The organism is Amycolatopsis sp. MEPSY49 (genome assembly GCF_051337345.1).
Classification (GTDB): Bacteria; Actinomycetota; Actinomycetes; order Mycobacteriales; family Pseudonocardiaceae; genus Amycolatopsis.
Map to the genome: position 1 here is coordinate 41,021 of NZ_JBDLYJ010000012.1, position 15,701 is coordinate 56,721.

The 15,701-nt window shown below is 70.7% G+C and carries 14 protein-coding genes; 10 read left to right on the forward strand and 4 right to left on the reverse strand.

What is annotated here, in order from left to right:
- Window positions 1-54: 54 nt before the first annotated feature.
- Window positions 55-870 carry an SAM-dependent methyltransferase gene (locus tag ABFJ78_RS38465; RefSeq protein WP_436392368.1) on the forward strand — a complete coding sequence of 272 codons (816 nt, stop codon included), beginning with the start codon at window positions 55-57 and terminating at the stop codon, window positions 868-870.
- On the opposite strand, the gene ABFJ78_RS38470 is transcribed toward ABFJ78_RS38465, so the two are convergent.
- Window positions 871-3,789, reverse strand: coding sequence for a glycoside hydrolase family 3 C-terminal domain-containing protein (locus tag ABFJ78_RS38470; RefSeq protein WP_436392369.1), 2,919 nt, complete (start codon window positions 3,787-3,789; stop codon window positions 871-873).
- A 348-nt stretch (window positions 3,790-4,137) separates the two neighbouring features.
- Here ABFJ78_RS38470 and ABFJ78_RS38475 point away from each other — a divergent pair, with 348 nt between their 5' ends.
- Genes ABFJ78_RS38475 through ABFJ78_RS38495 form a run of 5 tightly spaced genes read left to right on the forward strand, consistent with a single transcriptional unit; the run spans window position 4,138 to window position 10,169 of the window.
- The gene (locus tag ABFJ78_RS38475; RefSeq protein ID WP_436392370.1) at window positions 4,138-5,145 is read left to right on the forward strand and encodes a LacI family DNA-binding transcriptional regulator; all 1,008 of its coding nucleotides are present in this window, start codon (window positions 4,138-4,140) and stop codon (window positions 5,143-5,145) included.
- 34 nt (window positions 5,146-5,179) lie between these two features.
- Complete coding sequence (locus ABFJ78_RS38480) at window positions 5,180-6,409, forward strand: sugar ABC transporter substrate-binding protein (protein ID WP_436392371.1); 1,230 nt, start codon at window positions 5,180-5,182, stop codon at window positions 6,407-6,409.
- Entirely contained in the window at window positions 6,406-7,344 is a 939-nt protein-coding gene (locus ABFJ78_RS38485) for a carbohydrate ABC transporter permease (RefSeq protein WP_436392372.1), read from the forward strand. Before ABFJ78_RS38480 ends, ABFJ78_RS38485 begins: the two co-directional genes overlap by 4 nt.
- A complete protein-coding gene (locus ABFJ78_RS38490; RefSeq protein ID WP_436392373.1) occupies window positions 7,341-8,156 on the forward strand; it encodes a carbohydrate ABC transporter permease in 816 nt (271 codons plus the stop codon). The genes ABFJ78_RS38485 and ABFJ78_RS38490 overlap by 4 nt, the downstream gene beginning before the upstream one ends.
- A 9-nt stretch (window positions 8,157-8,165) precedes the next feature.
- Window positions 8,166-10,169 carry a glycoside hydrolase family 31 protein gene (locus ABFJ78_RS38495; RefSeq protein WP_436392375.1) on the forward strand — a complete coding sequence of 668 codons (2,004 nt, stop codon included), beginning with the start codon at window positions 8,166-8,168 and terminating at the stop codon, window positions 10,167-10,169.
- 39 nt (window positions 10,170-10,208) lie between these two features.
- On the opposite strand, the gene ABFJ78_RS38500 is transcribed toward ABFJ78_RS38495, so the two are convergent.
- Window positions 10,209-11,150, reverse strand: coding sequence for a pentapeptide repeat-containing protein (locus ABFJ78_RS38500; RefSeq protein WP_436392376.1), 942 nt, complete (start codon window positions 11,148-11,150; stop codon window positions 10,209-10,211).
- Window positions 11,151-11,204: 54 nt separating this feature from the next.
- Here ABFJ78_RS38500 and ABFJ78_RS38505 point away from each other — a divergent pair, with 54 nt between their 5' ends.
- Complete coding sequence (locus tag ABFJ78_RS38505; protein WP_436392377.1) at window positions 11,205-11,810, forward strand: TetR/AcrR family transcriptional regulator; 606 nt, start codon at window positions 11,205-11,207, stop codon at window positions 11,808-11,810.
- A gap of 21 nt (window positions 11,811-11,831) precedes the next feature.
- Here the strand turns inward: ABFJ78_RS38505 and ABFJ78_RS38510 are convergent, their stop codons facing one another.
- Window positions 11,832-12,389 (reverse strand): YceI family protein, encoded by a 558-nt coding sequence (locus ABFJ78_RS38510; protein ID WP_436392378.1) that lies wholly within the window; start codon window positions 12,387-12,389, stop codon window positions 11,832-11,834.
- Between the two features lie 108 nt (window positions 12,390-12,497).
- Here ABFJ78_RS38510 and ABFJ78_RS38515 point away from each other — a divergent pair, with 108 nt between their 5' ends.
- The 3 genes from ABFJ78_RS38515 to ABFJ78_RS38525 are packed head-to-tail and all read left to right on the forward strand — an operon-like array spanning window position 12,498 to window position 14,771.
- Window positions 12,498-12,974, forward strand: a complete 477-nt coding sequence (locus ABFJ78_RS38515; RefSeq protein WP_436392379.1) for a MarR family winged helix-turn-helix transcriptional regulator — start codon at window positions 12,498-12,500, stop codon at window positions 12,972-12,974.
- An 8-nt stretch (window positions 12,975-12,982) separates the two neighbouring features.
- Window positions 12,983-13,966 (forward strand): glutathione S-transferase family protein, encoded by a 984-nt coding sequence (locus tag ABFJ78_RS38520; protein WP_436392380.1) that lies wholly within the window; start codon window positions 12,983-12,985, stop codon window positions 13,964-13,966.
- A gap of 22 nt (window positions 13,967-13,988) precedes the next feature.
- A complete protein-coding gene (locus ABFJ78_RS38525) occupies window positions 13,989-14,771 on the forward strand; it encodes an SDR family NAD(P)-dependent oxidoreductase (RefSeq protein WP_436392381.1) in 783 nt (260 codons plus the stop codon).
- Here ABFJ78_RS38525 and ABFJ78_RS38530 read toward each other — a convergent pair.
- The gene (locus ABFJ78_RS38530) at window positions 14,768-15,688 is read right to left on the reverse strand and encodes a helix-turn-helix transcriptional regulator (RefSeq protein ID WP_436392382.1); all 921 of its coding nucleotides are present in this window, start codon (window positions 15,686-15,688) and stop codon (window positions 14,768-14,770) included. The genes ABFJ78_RS38525 and ABFJ78_RS38530 overlap by 4 nt on opposite strands.
- Between the last annotated feature and the right edge of the window lie 13 nt (window positions 15,689-15,701).

The window sequence follows — 15,701 nt, forward strand, 5'->3', positions numbered from 1 at the left end:
CGGGTGAGAGCGCTACACTCCCGCTCGCCAGAATGGGCGAGGGTGGGAGGTCCCGTGACCGGGGAGCTGAGCTGGGTACCGCCGGAGATCGACACCACGGTGCCGAACCCGGCGCGGGTGTACGACTTCTGGCTCGACGGCGACCACAACTTCGCCGCCGACCGCGCCCTCGGGGAGCAGATCCTCAAGATCATGCCGGGCGTGCGCGACGCGGCCCGCCTCAACCGCGCGTTCCTGCGCCGCGCGGCGCGGTACATGGTCGGCAGCGGCGTCCGGCAGTTCCTCGACATCGGCTCCGGCATCCCGACCGCCGGCAACCTGCACGAGATCGTCCAGCAGGCCGACCCGTCGTGCCGCGTGGTGTACGTCGACCGCGAGTCCGTGGCCGTCGCACACAGCAGGCTGCTGCTGCAGGGCAACGACCGCTGCACGGTCCTGCAGGCCGACCTGCGCGACGCCAACGAGATCTTCGAGGGAGCGGGCGAGCTGCTGGACCTCGACGAGCCGGTGGGCGTGTTCATGTTGCTGCTGCTGCACTTCGTCCCCGACTCGTGGGACCCGGTGGGCATCGTGGCCCGCTACCGCGACCGCCTGGCGCCGGGCAGCTTCCTGGCGGTCACGCACGTCGCGGCGGACTCCGAGTCGAAGCGGCTCGACGAGGCCGTCGAGGTGTACAAGAACAACCAGGACCAGCAGAACCAGCCGGTCCCCCGCACCCACGACGAGGTCCTCGCCTTCTTCGACGGCTTCGAGGTGGTCGACCCCGGCGTGGTCGGCTGCGCGATGTGGAAGCCCGAGGGCGTCGGCGACATGTCCGACGACCCCGCCATCAACACCCTGCCGTACGCCGGGGTCGGCCGGAAACCCTAGTCACCGCAGCGAGAACGTCGCCAGGTTCACCGGTCCGTCGAAGGTCAGGTAGACGTCGTGGCGGCCGGTCGCCTCCGCCAGCGCGGCCGTCACCGTCGTGTACGCGTACCGGTCCCCGGTCGACGGCACCGTTGCCGTGCCCAGGATCCGGCCGGTCGGCGAGTCCAACCGCACCGTGACGCGCGCCGGCTCCACTGTGGACACCGACGCCGTGAACCGCGCGGGTCCGTCCAGCGCGACATTCCGGTACGCCAGCCAGCTCCCGGCGACCGCCGCGACCGACGTACCCGACGTTTTCGACGTGTCCGTCAACGTCGTCCCGGAGTAGTCGTCGAAGTTCTGCGCCTGCGTCGGACGGCTCAGGTCGCGGGGCTCGGCCCGCTCCCCCGGCACGAACACCGGCTGCGCCGCCGACACCTCCGATGCGTTGCGGCCCACCGCGAAGTCGTACCAGCCCCGCGCCACCACCGACCGGTCGCGGGCGACGTCCCAGGAAGCCAGGTCCGCCACCGGTACGTCGAACCGGACCGTCCGCGTCTCGTGCGGCGACAGCGTCACGCGGGAGAAGTCCCGCAACCGCTGCACACCGGACGCCTTCGAGTACAGCTGCACGACGTCGGTCCCCGCGCGGCTTCCCGTGTTCGTCACGTCGACGCTGACCCGCACGGAAGAACCGGCCCGTGAAGCGTGCACCGCGCCGTACCGGAAGCTCGTGTAGCTGAGCCCGTACCCGAAGGGGTACAACGGCTTCCCCCGGTAGTACTGGTAGGTCATCCCCGTCTTCGCGATGTCGTAGTCGAGGATGCTCGGCAGCCCCGCGTCGGAGGCGTACCAGGTCTGGGTGAGCCGCCCGCTCGGGTTGACGTCGCCGAACAACACGTCCGCGACGGCGTGCCCGGTCTCCTGGCCGGCGTGGCTGGTCCAGACGATCCCGGGCACGGACAGCGTGTCCCAGCCGGTCGTCGGGTAGCTGTTCTCCACCACGACCACGGTGTGCGGGTTGACCTTCCGCACCGCCTCGATCAACGCGCGTTGCCCCGGCGCGAGCTCGGTGCTCGTGCGATCGTTCGCCTCGCGGCCGTTGATGAACGGCATGCTGCCGACCACGACGACCGCCGTGTCCACGCCCTTCGCGGCCGCGACCGCCGACGCGACGCCGCTGGTGAGCACCTCGCGGCCGAACTTCGTCGCGTGCGCCGCGTCCGGCGACGAGATCGTCAGGACCCCGTCCGCGCCGACGACGGCGAAGCGGTTCGGGCCGAACCACGGCTCGGTGACCTCGTTGCCCGCGTACTCGAGCACGTAGCTGCCGTCGGGCTGCGGGTCGAGTTTCAGCTGCTGCTGCACGAACCAACCTGCGGGCTGGTCGACGTCGTTCACCAGCGCACCGCCGGAGTAGCTCAGGAACTTGCCGTTCGCGGCCGCGCGCAGGGTGTTCTTGCCCGCGCCCCAGTCGAAGACGTCGAAGGACTCCGCCGTCCCCGCGGTGGTTCCGCCCGCGGTCACCTTGCCGGGCGCGGCGGGCGCCGTCAGGTAGCGGCCGGTGGCGAGGTCCTTCAGCGCGATCCGGTCGACGCCTTCGGACGAGGCGACCGGAGCCCCGAGCCGGTCCGCGATGCCCTGCTTCGGCGTGACGCGGTACTGCATCGCGCCGCTGTACCAGTCTTCGTACAGCGTGTCGGAGAGCGGACCGACGACGGCGACCTTCTTCTTCGCCGCGTCGAGCGGGAGCGCGTTCGCGTTGTTGCGCAGCAACACGACCTGCTCGCCGGCCACCTTGCGGGCGAGCGCCTGGTGCGCCGGGGAGTTGATGACCGCCGGCGTGATCTTCGCGTACGGGTTGCGGCCCGGCGGGTCGAACTCGCCGAGCCGGAACCGCAGCGACAGCAGGTGCCGGTCGGCCTTTTCGACGTCCGCCATCGTCAGCAGCCCGCGGGACAGCGCTTCCTTGACCGCCTCGACGGTGATCGAGCCGTTGGTGTCGTTGTCGGTGAAGCTGTCGAGCCCGGCCTTGATCGCCGCCGCGTCGGCTTCCGCCTTGGTGGCGTAGTACTTCTCCGAGTTGACCAGGTTGGACGGCGCACCGGCGTCGCTGACGACGGCGATGTCCTGCGGCGCCCACTTCCGCAGCAGGCCGCCGAGGTCGGGGCTGACGGTGTTGGGCCGCCCGTTGACCAGGTTGTACGACGGCATGACGGCGTTGGCCGCGCCGGCCTGGAGCGGGATCTTGAACGCCTGCTCGTCGTAGTCGTGCAGGATCTTGGGCGGCACCGAGGAGTTGCTGGTGTCGCGGCTGACTTCGTTGTTGTAGGCGAGGTAGTGCTTCAGCGTCGGTGCGGCCTGCAGGTAGCGCGGGTCGTCGCCCTGTATGCCGTGGCCGTAGGCGGTCGCGAGCTCACCGGTGAGGTACGCGTCTTCGGAGTAGCCCTCTTCGTTGCGGCCCCAGCGGGGGTCGCGCAGCAGGTTGACCACCGGCGCCCACAGGTTGAGGCCCCACAGCGTCGGATTGCGCGCGTTGAAGCCGCGCGCCTCCTGCCCGACGGCCGTGCCGACCTGCTGCACCAGCGCGGGGTCCCACGTCGAGGCCAGTCCGATCGCCTGCGGGAACACCGTGCCGTCGGCCTTCACGACGGCGCCGCCTGCGTTGTAGTCGGTCGACCAGGCGACGCCGTGCAGCGCTTCGGTGCCGGTCTTGAACACCCCGATGCCCAGCCGCGGGATGGCCGGCTCGTACTGGTGCAGCAGCGAGATCTTCTCGTCCGCGGTCAGCCGGGACAGCAGGTCGTCGATCCGCGCCGCGAGGGGCAGGGCGGGGTCGCGGAACGGCGGTGGCGGCGCCGCGAGCGCCGGCGCGGGGGCCAGCAGCAGGGTGGCGGCCACCACCGGGACGAGGGCGCGGCGGAGCGGGGACTGGCGCACGGACGGCCTCCCGGAATCGTCGAATCGTTTCGACAGTGCGGCGCGGAACATTCGCGTCGAAGGTGAGGATGGTGTCGACTATTACAGTCGTGTGAGCACCGGGTCAAGACTTTCTGGGCGCGCTCCCAGGAAGTCCGGACGTCCGCCAAAATCGCGTACTGAGCTGCGGGAAGAGCCATCATCAGCGGTGTTCGACAATTTCGACACGGCCGGTGATCGTCGAATGCGAATCGAATATCCGCGCACGGCAAATCGTGCTTGTGTTTCCGACCGGCGTCTTCTACCTTCGTGCCATCGTCGATGCGCTTCGACGGACCCACCGCCCCGCCCGTCCCCAGGAGGCTGCCCGTGGTCACGATCAACGACGTCGCGACGGCGGCGGGCGTGGCCCCCAGCACGGTGTCGTACGTGATCAGCGGCAAGCGCTCGATCTCGCCCAAGACCCGGCGGCTGGTGGAGGAGAGTATCCGCAAGCTCGGCTACCACCCGCACGCCGGGGCCCGGGCGCTGGCCAGCAGCAAGACGAACGTGCTGGCCCTGGTCGTGCCGCTGCGCACGGACCTCAACGTCGCCGTGGTGATGGAGTTCGTCGCCTCCGCGGTCACCGCGGCCCGCGCGCACGACCACGACCTGCTGCTGCTCACGAAGGACGAAGGCCCGGCGGCGCTGCAGCGGGTGGCGTCGTCGGCGATCGCCGACGCGCTGATGGTGATGGACGTCGAAGCCGCCGACCCGCGGGTGCCGATGCTCATCGCGCTCGACCTGCCGGTGGTGCTCATCGGCGTGCCCGACCACCCGGCCGGGCTGAGCTGCGTGGACCTGGACTTCACCGCCGCCGGCTCGGCGTGCGTCGCGCACCTGGCCGACCTCGGCCACCGCTCGATCGCGCTGATCGGCCCCTCCCCCGCCGTCTACCGGCGCGGCACGAGCTACGCGACGCGGTTCCTGCGCGGGTTCGACGACGCCGCGAAGACCCACGACGTGCGCGCGACCAACCGCCCGTGCGCCCACTCCTACGAGGCGGTGAGCGCCTGCCTCGACGAGCTGCTCGCCGCCGACCCGGACCTGACCGGCCTGGTCGTGCACAACGAGGCCGTGCTGCCCGGGCTGCTGTCGGACCTGCGCCACCGCGGGCTGCGCGTGCCCGAAGACATCTCCGTCGTCGCGGTCTGCCCGGACAGCATGGCCGAGCACCACGCGGTCGCGCTGACCACGGTCGCCATCCCGGCCGAGGAGGTCGGGGCCCAGGCCGTCGAGATGACCATGCGCCGGCTCGCCGGCCACACCACCCCGGAGGTCCGGCTGCTCGGCCCTCGCCTCACCCAGCGCGATTCCACCGCCGCGCCCCGCGCCTGACCCGGTTCTGCTCCAGCGTCGTAGGAGGATCACCATGTCCCTGCCCCGTCGCGCCCTGATCCTGGCCGCGAGCGCCGCTTTGGTCGCCGCGTGCAGCCCCAGTCCCACGCCACCCGCCGCGTCGAACGACGCGCCGCCCGCGTCCTCGATCACCGAGCTCGACTACTACGCCGACGAGCAGGGTTCGGCGGCTTGGCAGAAGATCCTCGACGCGTGCGCGGCGCGGACCGGGATCAAGATCGAGCGGCAGAAGGTGCCGACCGACCAGATGCTGCCGAAGGTGTTGCAGGGCGCGAGCTCGAAGACGCTGCCGAACCTGCTCTTCACCGACAACCCGACGCTGCAGCAGGTCGCCGCCACCGGCGCGCTGACCCCGCTGGACACCTACGGCATCACCACCGACGGCTACTACGACAGCATCGTCAAGGCCGGGACGTACCAGGGCAAGGTCTACGGCGTCGCCCCCGGCGTCAACGGCCTCGCGCTGATCTACAACAAGGATCTCCTCACCGCGGCCGGGGTGGCACCGCCGAAGACGTGGGACGAGCTGAAGGCCGCCGCGGCCAAGCTCACCAAGGACGGCAAGTACGGCCTCGCCTTCTCCGCGATCCCGTCCGAAGAGGGTACCTGGCAGTTCCTGCCCTTCTTCTGGAGCAACGGCGCGGAACTGTCCCGATTGGACTCGGCGCAGTCCGTGAAAGCGCTTCAGTTCGTGACGGACCTGGTGAACTCCGGGTCGGCGTCGAAGTCCGTGGTGACGTGGAACCAGAACGACGTCGCCGACCAGTTCGTCGCGGGCAACGCGGCGATGATGGTCAACGGGTCGTGGAACCTGGCCCGGCTCGACGAGGAGAAGTCGCTGCACTACGGCGTCGTGCCCATCCCGGTGCCGCAGGCGGGCGCGAAACCGGTCGTCGCGCTCGGCGGTGAGGTCGGCACCGTGCCCGTCACCAGCGGGCCGGCCCAGCAGGCCGCCGGCAAGGTGCTCTCCTGCATCCTCTCCGAGCCCACCATGCTCGAGTGGAGCAAGGCCCACGCCTACATCCCGTCGAAGACGGCCACCGCCGCGAAGTTCGGCGCGGAGCAGCCGGCGATGCAGGCGTTCGTCGACGAGGTCGGCAGCGCCCGGTCCCGTACCGCCGAACTCGGCGAGAAGTACCCGAAGGTCTCGCAGGCGCTCGCCGACGCGCTGCAGGCGGCGCTCACCGGCAAGCAGCCCGCGGACCAGGCCCTGAAGGCCGCCCAGCAAGCGAGCGGTTCGTGACCCTGGTCGCCCCGGCCGTCGCGGCACCGCCCCGCGCCGGCCGGAAACCCCGGCCCGGCACCCGGTTCGCCGCGTGGGCGTTCCTGCTGCCCGCGCTGGCCTACATCGTGGTGTTCTTCGGCTACCCGCTGGCCGCGAACGTCGTGATGAGCACGCAGAACTACACCGTGAAGTCGTTCTACACCGGCGAAGCACCTTTCGTCGGCATCAGCAATTACGCGGCCGTGTTCGACAACACGCTGTTCGGGACGGCGGCGCTCAACACGGTGCTGTTCACCGCCGGCTCGCTCGTGTTCCAGTTCGGGATCGGCTTGGCGCTGGCGGTGTTCTTCACCGGCCGCTTCCTCGGCAGCGCGCTGCTGCGGTCGCTGCTCCTGCTGCCGTGGCTGCTGCCGCTGGTGGTGAGCGGCGCGGTCTGGCGGTGGATGTTCGACCAGGACCACGGCGTGCTCAACGCCGCGCTGCGGTTCCTCGGCTTCGACTCGGTGCCGTGGCTGAGCAGCACGGGCTGGGCGCTGCCGGCGGTGATCCTGACCAACATCTGGATCGGCATCCCGTTCAACCTGGTGATCCTGCACGGCGGCCTGCGCGCGATCCCCGCGTCGCTCTACGAAGCCGCGGCGCTGGACGGCGCGGGCGCGTGGCAGCGGTTCCGGCACGTCACCTGGCCGCTGCTGCGGCCGGTCACCGGGATCGTGCTCATGCTCGGGCTGGTCTACACGATCAAGGTGTTCGACGTGATCATGGTCGTCACCGGCGGCGGCCCGGCCAACGCGACCCAGACGCTCACCACGTGGTCGTACCGCCTGTCCTTCCAGGACTTCGCGTTCGGCCAGGGCGCCGCGGTCGGCAACGTCCTCATCCTCGTGGCGACGGTGTTCGGGCTGCTGTACCTGCGCTCGGCGAAGGCCACGCTGGCCGAGGCGGTGGCATGAAGACCTCTTCGTGGCCGCGCACGGTCTTCGGCGTCCTGATCGTCGCGGTGCTGCTGTTCCCGCTGTACTGGATGGTCAACGCCTCCTTCCAGCCCAGCGGCGCGCTGCTGCGCCCGGACCCGGCGTTCTTCCCGGCCGGCGGCACGCTCGACGGCTACCGCAAGGCGTTGTCCTCGCAGGGACCGCACCTGCTCTCCAGCGTCGTCGTCGCGCTCGGCACGGTGCTCGTGTCAGTCGCGATCGCCGCGCCGGCGTCGTACGCGCTCGCGCAGCTCAAGGTCCGCGGCGGCCCGGTGCTGGTGTTCGTGCTGCTCATCGTGCAGATGATCCCCGGCATCGTGATGGCCAACGCGCTCTACACCGTCTTCAGCAACCTCGGGCTGATCGACAACTACCTCGGGCTGGTGCTCGCCGACTCGACCGCGACCATCCCGTTCGCCGTGCTCCTGCTGCGGGCGTTCATGATCTCCGTGCCGAAGGAGCTCACCGAAGCGTCCCGAGTGGACGGTGCCGGGTACTGGCGGACGTTCGTCTCGATCATCCTGCCGGTCAGCCGCAACGCGCTGGTCACCGCCGGCCTGTTCTCGTTCCTGTTCGCGTGGGCGGACTTCCTCTTCGCCGTCACCCTCACCACCGGCCAGTCGTTCGAGCCGATCACGGTCGGCATCTACCGGTTCGTCGGCAACCAGTCCGCCGACTGGAACGGGATCATGGCCACCGCCGTCCTCGCCGCGATCCCCGCGGCCGTCCTGCTCGTCGTCGCCCAGCGGTACGTCGTCGCCGGGCTGACCAGCGGCGCCGTCAAAGACTAAGGAGACCGCGTGATCACGTCCGAAGACGGCCGCTCGCTCGAGGTCACCGTGCGGCACGAGGTGCTGCGCGTCGAGCCGTGGGGCGACGGCAGCCTGCGCGTGCGCGCGGGACGGCACCGGATCCTCGACGACGTCCCGGGCGCGCTGCTGCCCGCGAAGCCGTCCGCCGCGACCGCGACGGTGGAAGAGCGCACCGGCCGGGTCGTCAACGGCGCGCTCACCGCGATCGTCGAGATCGCCGACACCGACACGGGGATCGACGCGCAGCTGAAGTTCGTCCGCACCGGCACCGGCGAGGAGCTGCTGGCCGAGCAGCGCGCCCACTTCTGGTGGCCCGGCGCGCGGCTGTTCATGCCGTCCCGCAACGGGTACGGCCGCCTGGAGCAGCGGTTCACCGCCTACGAGGACGAGCGGATCTTCGGCCTCGGCCAGCACACGCACGGCCGGCTCGACCAGAAGGGCCTGGTCCTCGACCTGGTGCAGCGCAACGCCGAGGTGTCGGTGCCGTTCCTGCTCTCCAGCCGCGGCTACGGCTTCCTCTGGAACAACCCGGCGGTCGGCCGGGTCGAGCTGGCCGCCAACGGCACCCGCTGGGTCGCCGACGACGCCCGCCAGCTCGACTACTGGGTCACCACCGGGGACGGCCCCCGAGAGATCCTCGGGCACTACGCCGACGCGACCGGGTACGCGCCGATGCTGCCGGAGTGGGCGGCCGGGTTCTGGCAGTCGAAACTGCGCTACCGCACCCAAGACGAGCTTCTCGCCGTGGCTCGGGAGTACCACGAGCGTGGGTTGCCGCTGTCGGTGATCGTGGCGGACTTCTTCCACTGGACCCACCTCGGCGACTGGCGGTTCGACCCGGCCGAGTGGCCGGACCCGGCCGGGATGGTGCGGGAGCTGGCCTCTTTGGGTACCAAGCTGATGGTGTCGGTGTGGCCGTCGGTGAGCCCGCTCTCGTCGAACTACCGTGCCCTGCACGAACAGGGTCTCCTGGTCGCCGCCGAGAACGGCGTCCCGGCGCACGCGCCCTGGAAGGACAAGGGGTTCGACGTCGAGATGCCGGTGGCGTTCTACGACGCGACCAACCCGGCGGCGCGGAGGTTCGTCTGGGGCAAGGTCAAGGAGAACTACTACGACCTGGGCGTGCGCGCGTGGTGGCTGGACGGCGACGAGCCCGAGATCCAGCCCGGCCACCCGCACAACCTCGGCTTCCACGCCGGCCCGGGGGCGGAGGTGTTCAACCTCTACCCGCAGGCGAACGCGCAGGCGTTCCACGACGGCATCCGCGCCGAAGGCGACGACGAAGTCGTGCTGCTGTCCCGGTCGGCGTGGGCCGGCAGCCAGCGATTCGGGGCGGCGCTGTGGTCGGGCGACGTCGGGGCGACGTGGGAGTCGCTGCGGGCCCAGGTACGCGCGGGGCTGAACGTGGCGCTGGCCGGGATCCCCTGGTGGACCACGGACATCGGCGGGTTCCACGGCGGCGACCCCTCGTCGCCGGAGTACCGCGAGCTGATGGTGCGGTGGTTCCAGTACGGGGTGTTCTGCCCCCTGTTCCGCCTGCACGGCTTCCGCGACCCGCGGTCGCCGTTCGGCCCGGCGATGACCGGCGGCCCCAACGAGGTGTGGTCCTACGGCGATTCGGCCTATTCGTCGATCGTGGGGTCGCTGAGGCTGCGGGAAAGGCTGCGGCCGTACTTGATGGAGCAGATGCGGGTGGCGCACGAGCAGGGCGTCCCCCCGATGCGGCCGCTGTTCGTCGACTTTCCCGGGGACGCCGGTTCCTGGGACGTCTCCGACCAGTTCCTGCTGGGGCCGGATGTGCTGGTGGCGCCGGTTCTCGGGCCCGGGGTGACGTCCCGCAGGGTGTACCTGCCGGCCGGTGCTTTCTGGACCGACGCGGTCACGGGCTCCCGGCATGACGGCGGTGGCTGGGTCGAGGCGGATGCTCCGGCCGAGCGGATCCCGGTCTTCCTGCGGGATGGTGCGGAGGTGCCGGTCCGGGAAACGACGTGAATGACTCATTCCTGTCGCCTGACGACAGGAATGAGTCATTCACGTCACTTGCACCTCGGCCCAGTGGCCCGGCTTGCGCGGGGACGGCGGCCCGAGCGTCCAGCCCGGCGGCCAGGTGCGGCGCGCGTACACGTCGGTGCGGGCGCGCGCCCGCGGGAAGCGGAACCGCTCGGCCGTGGCCCCGGTGAAGTCGGCGTGCCCGCTGAACCGCGCTCCACCGAAGAAGGCGTCACGGAACCGGGCGTCGCGAAAGGACGTCCGGCCCGCGAAGCCCACATCGGCGAACGACGTGTCGGCGAGCGCGCTCTCGGAGAAGTCGGTGTGCGCCGAGAACCGGGCCCCGTCGAACCACACTTCGCCGCCGGCTGTGACTCCGGTGAACGAGGCCGTGCCGGTGAAAACGACGTTCTCGAAATCGGCGCCCGCCTCGAAGGTGGCACCGCGGAACAGCGCGTGGCGCGTGAAGCGTGCTCCTTCGAAGCTCACCAGGCCGGTGACGACCGCGCCGCCGAACCGGGCGGTGCCCGCGAACCGGACGTCGCGAAACGTCGCGTCGCCGAGTTCGCAGCCCCGCAGGTCCACGTCGTGGAGCACCATCGACGGCACGTGCAGGTCCATCCCGGGCCAGAAGCGCGGTGAGCCGCGACGCAGGCGCGCCAGCAGCACCGGCCAGAGCCGGGCCTGCCAGGCAGCGAGTTCATGCCACCCGTACCCGAGCTGGACCACGAAGTGGTCGACGAAGTCCTGGCGCAGCGAAGGGTCCCGGTCCGCCAAGCGGGCGAACTCGTGCACGCCGGCCAGGCGGACTTCGCGCTCGTCGGCGAAGATCTTCCACTCGGTGGCGGGGTCCAGCCCCTCCCGTCGGGCCGCCGGGGTGAGCACCTGCGCGGGCCGGTCGCGGCGGAGGAGCACCCACGCCGTGACCGCGCCGGACCCGGCACCGATGAGCGCGAGGACCGCGAACGGCGTGACCGTGGACATGACCGGATTGTCGCGTGGTGGCGGGCCCGTCCGACACCGGTTTAAAATGGACCCGTGAGTCCAACCCTGACCCGGAAGGGCGCCGCGACGCGGCAGCGGATCGTCGAAGGCGCCGCGGCGGAGATCCGCGAGCGCGGGGTCGCCGTCACGACGCTCGACGACATCCGCGCGCGGACGGCCACCAGCAAGAGCCAGCTCTTCCACTACTTCCCCGAGGGCAAGGAAGAGCTGCTGCTGGCGGTGGCGCGCTTCGAGGCGGACCAGGTCCTGGCGGTCCAGCAGCCGCAACTGGGCCGGCTGACGTCGTGGGCGGGCTGGCAGCGCTGGCGCGACACCGTCGTTTCGCACTACGACAGCCGGGGGCAGCACTGCCCGCTCAACGTGCTGATCTCCCAGCTGGGCCGCGCGACGCCGGGCGCGCAGGCGGTGGTCACCGAGCTGATGCGGCGCTGGCAGGACGAGCTCGAGGCGGGCATTCGCCACCTGCAGACGGCAGGCGAGGTGAGCCCCGACCTGGACACCGAACGCACGGCGGCCGCCCTGCTGGCGGGCCTGCAGGGTGGCGTGGTGGTGATGCTGTCGACCGGCCGCATCGACCACCTGGAAGCGGCGCTCGACGTCGGGATCGAAAACCTGCGGGCGAGCGGGAACCGGCCCTGAAGGCCGGCCCCGCTCCCGGGGTCAGGCGTTCTTGATCGCGGAGATCTCGAACTCGAGCGTGACCTTGTCGCTCACCAGGACGCCACCGGTCTCGAGGGCGGCGTTCCAGGTGATGCCGTAGTCCTTGCGGCTGATCGTGGTCGAGCCCTCGAAGCCGATCCGGTCGTTGCCGAACGGGTCCTTGGCCGAGCCCTCGAACTCGAACGGGATGGTGACCGAACGGGTGACATCCTTGATGGTCAGGTCACCGGTCACCTCGAAGCTGGTCTCGCCGGTCTGCTTGATCTCGGTCGAGGTGAAGGTGATCTGCGGGTACTCGTCCATCGACAGGAAGTCGTTGCTCTTCAGGTGACCGTCGCGGTCGGCATTGCGCGTGTCGATGCTGTGTGCCTGGATGGTCACCTGGGCGGACGACTTCTCCGGGGCGTCGCCGTCGATCGTGGCGGTGCCGGTGAACTCGTTGAAGCTGCCGCGCACCTTGGTCACCATCGCGTGCCGGGCGACGAACCCGATCCGCGAGTGGGCGGCGTCCAGGGTGTACTCACCGGTCAGCTGGGGGTAGGTGGTCGCGCTGGTCATGGCTCTACGTCATCTCCTCGTGGTGGCGCCCCCAGGTGATTGAGGGTTCAACGACACTGTACTCACTTTCACTGGTTGCGCAAGCAAGCTTTGTCTAGACTCGCCGGTATGGGTGAACAGTCCGCGCTCGACCTCGACGAAGCCCCGTTCTGGCGGGCCCTGATGCGCATCACGACGGCGCTGCCGCGGGCGCTTGAAGACCAGTTCCTGCCCGAGACCGGCCTCGCGATCACCGACTACGGTGTGCTCGTCGCGCTGTCGGAGGCGCCGGACCGCCTGCTCCGCATCTCGGCGCTGGCCACGACCACCGGGCTCTCGCTGAGCCGGATCAGCCGGGTCGTCGACGACCTCACCCGCCGCGGCCTGGTCGAGAAGCGCAAGTGCGCCGAGGACGGCCGCGCGTCCAACGCCGTGCTGACCGGCGCGGGATTGGCCAAACTGGAGGCGGCCTACCCGAGCCACCTCGCCCGCGTGCGGGCTTCGGTGTTCGACCACCTGAGCGCCGAGGACGTCCGCACGGCCGGGCCGGTGCTGGCCCGGCTGGCCGCGGCGCTGGACACCGCTCCCCCGACCGACGACTGCTGAGGACGCCGATGACCGACAAGGGCGAGTACAAGCGGGATCTGAACTACATCCCGGACCGCATCACCGCCGACGGCCGCGACGGCTGGCCGGTCGAGCCCGGCCGCTACCGGCTGGTGGTCGCGCGCGCGTGCCCGTGGGCCAACCGCGCGGTGATCGTGCGGCGGCTGCTCGGCCTCGAGCCGGTGCTGTCGATGGGCATCGCCGGGCCGGTGCACGACGAGCGAAGCTGGAGCTTCGACCTCGACCCCGACGGCCGCGACCCGGTGCTCGGGATCGAGCGGCTGCAGGAGGCGTTCTTCAAGCGCGACCCGGAGTACCCGCGCGGCATCACGGTGCCGGCGTTCGTCGACGTCCCGAGCGGCCAGGTCGTCACCAACGACTTCGCGCGGATGACGCTGGACATGTCGACCGAGTGGACCGCCTACCACCGTTCCGGCGCGCCGGAGCTGTACCCGGAGAAGCTGCGCGACGAGATCGACGACGTCGCCGAGAAGGTGTTCACCGACGTCAACAACGCGGTCTACCAGTGCGGCTTCGCGCGCTCCCAGGAGGCGTACGAGCACTCGTACCGCAAGCTGTTCGCGCGGCTCGACTGGCTGTCCGAGCGCCTGGCGGACCAGCGGTACCTGGTCGGCGACACGATCACCGAGGCCGACGTCCGGCTGTTCACGACGCTCGTCCGGTTCGACGCCGTCTACCACGGCCACTTCAAGTGCAACCGGCAGAAGCTCACCGAGCTGCCGGTGCTGTGGGCCTACACGCGCGACCTGTTCCAGACGCCCGGCTTCGGCGACACGATCGACTTCGCGCAGATCAAGGAGCACTACTACGTGGTGCACAAGAACGTGAACCCGACCGGCATCGTGCCGCTGGGGCCGGACACGTCCGGGTGGCTGACGCCGCACGGCCGCGAGGAGCTGGGCGGCCGCCCGTTCGGCGACGGAACGCCGCCGGGGCCGCCGCCTGCCTCCGAGAGGGTGCCCGAGCTGTAGTTCCTTGGCTACGGTGATCGCCATGGAACGCCTGCGCGATCGCCGGGTCCTGGTCACCGGAGCCGGCTCCGGCATCGGCCGGGCCACCACGTACCGCCTGCTGGAGGAAGGTGCCCAGGTCGTCGGCACCGACGTCTCCGAAGCGGGCCTGATCGAGACCCAGAAGGCCGCGCCACCCGGCGGCCTGACGACGTACGTAATGGACGTGGCCGACGAGGCATCGGTGGAGTCCGGCGTGACGTCGGCGGTGAACGCGCTCGGCGGGCTCGACGTGGTGGTCAACGCGGCGGGGATCCTGCTGGCGTCGCACACGCACGAGACGTCGCTGGAGCTGTGGAACCGGGTGCTGGCGGTGAACCTGACGGGCACGTTCCTGGTGACGCGCGCGGCCCTGCCGACGCTGCTCGAATCCGAGCACGGCGTGGTGGTCAACTTCAGTTCCACGTCGGCGTCGTTCGCGCACCCGTACATGGCGGCGTACTGCGCGAGCAAGGGCGGGATCCAGGCGTTCACGCACTCGCTGGCGCTGGAGTACGGCAAGCGGGGTCTGCGGGCGGTCGCCATCGCGCCGGGGAGCGTGAAGAGCGGCATCACGGACTCGGCGGCGAGCTGGCTGCCGTCGGACGTCGATTTCTCGCTGTTCGGGCGGTTGCTGCCGATCCTACCGACCGACCACACGACGGAGGTGGGCAACGCGGTGGCGGGCCCGGAGACGGTGGCGGGCGTGGTGGCGATGCTGGCCTCGGCGGACGGGAAGTTCATCACGGGCACGGAAATCCGCATCGACGGCGGCACGCACACCTAGGTCGCCGCGGCGTACCTCGCCGACAGCACGCGCAGCCGTTCGGCCAGTTCCGGCGGGGTCTCCACCTCGAACGCCACATCCAGCATCCCCGCCACGAACGCCACGACGTCCCACGAATCCGACGCCAGCTCGAGCCGGCAAGTGGCGGAGTCGATCGGGGTCACCTCCCCCTCCACCCGCCCCTCCAGCTCCGACGCCGGTGCGAACACCCGCAGCGAGCAGCGCAACGGCCACATCTCGCGGCCCATCGTCCGCGTCAAGTACGCCATCAGATCACCGTCCGGGGGTGGGCGGTGCGTGAACCGCGGCCCGTTCGGCGTCCGCAACGACAGCCGGTCCGCGCGGAACGTCCGCCAGTCCTCGCGCGACACGTCCCAGCCGACCACGTACCAACGCCGGCCCCACGAAACCAAGCGGTGCGGCTCCACCGACCGGCGGGACGAACCACCGAAGTGGTCCACGTAGTCGAAACGCACCGTCGAAGCGTCGCGGATCGCCGCCGACACCGCCGTCAGCACCGCGGGGTCCACGGAGGACCCCCGCACCGGGAGCGCCAGCGTGCTCGCCTCCAACGCCGCAACGCGGTGGCGCAGCCGTGACGGCAGCACTCGCGACAGCTTGCTCAACGCGCGCTGCGCCGCCTCCGACCCCGACGTACGCAAGCTGAGGGTGACCGCGACCGCTTCGTCGTCGTCCAGCAGCAACGGCGGCAGCTCCGCGCCCGCGCCGAGGCGGTAGCCGCCGATCGGGCCCATCGCCGCGCGCACCGGGTAGCCCAGCTCACGCAGGCGGTCGACGTCCCGGCGCACGGTCCGCGTGGTCACGCCCAGCCGCGAAGCCAGTTCGGTTCCGGACCACTCGCGCGGCAACTGCAACAGGGCCAGCAACCGCAGCAGCCGGCCGGAGGTTTCACGCATGCCCACAGCTTCG

Bases quoted from the DNA above. Each gene is read 5' to 3' on its own strand.
- ABFJ78_RS38510 (WP_436392378.1), bottom strand. From the start codon at position 12,389: ATGACCAGCGCGACCACCTACCCCCAGCTGACCGGTGAGTACACCCTG.
- ABFJ78_RS38525 (WP_436392381.1), top strand. From the start codon at position 13,989: ATGGAACGCCTGCGCGATCGCCGGGTCCTGGTCACCGGAGCCGGCTCC.
- ABFJ78_RS38500 (WP_436392376.1), bottom strand. From the start codon at position 11,150: ATGTCCACGGTCACGCCGTTCGCGGTCCTCGCGCTCATCGGTGCCGGG.
- ABFJ78_RS38490 (WP_436392373.1), top strand. From the start codon at position 7,341: ATGAAGACCTCTTCGTGGCCGCGCACGGTCTTCGGCGTCCTGATCGTC.
- ABFJ78_RS38520 (WP_436392380.1), top strand. From the start codon at position 12,983: ATGACCGACAAGGGCGAGTACAAGCGGGATCTGAACTACATCCCGGAC.
- ABFJ78_RS38480 (WP_436392371.1), top strand. From the start codon at position 5,180: ATGTCCCTGCCCCGTCGCGCCCTGATCCTGGCCGCGAGCGCCGCTTTG.
- ABFJ78_RS38530 (WP_436392382.1), bottom strand. From the start codon at position 15,688: ATGCGTGAAACCTCCGGCCGGCTGCTGCGGTTGCTGGCCCTGTTGCAG.
- ABFJ78_RS38515 (WP_436392379.1), top strand. From the start codon at position 12,498: ATGGGTGAACAGTCCGCGCTCGACCTCGACGAAGCCCCGTTCTGGCGG.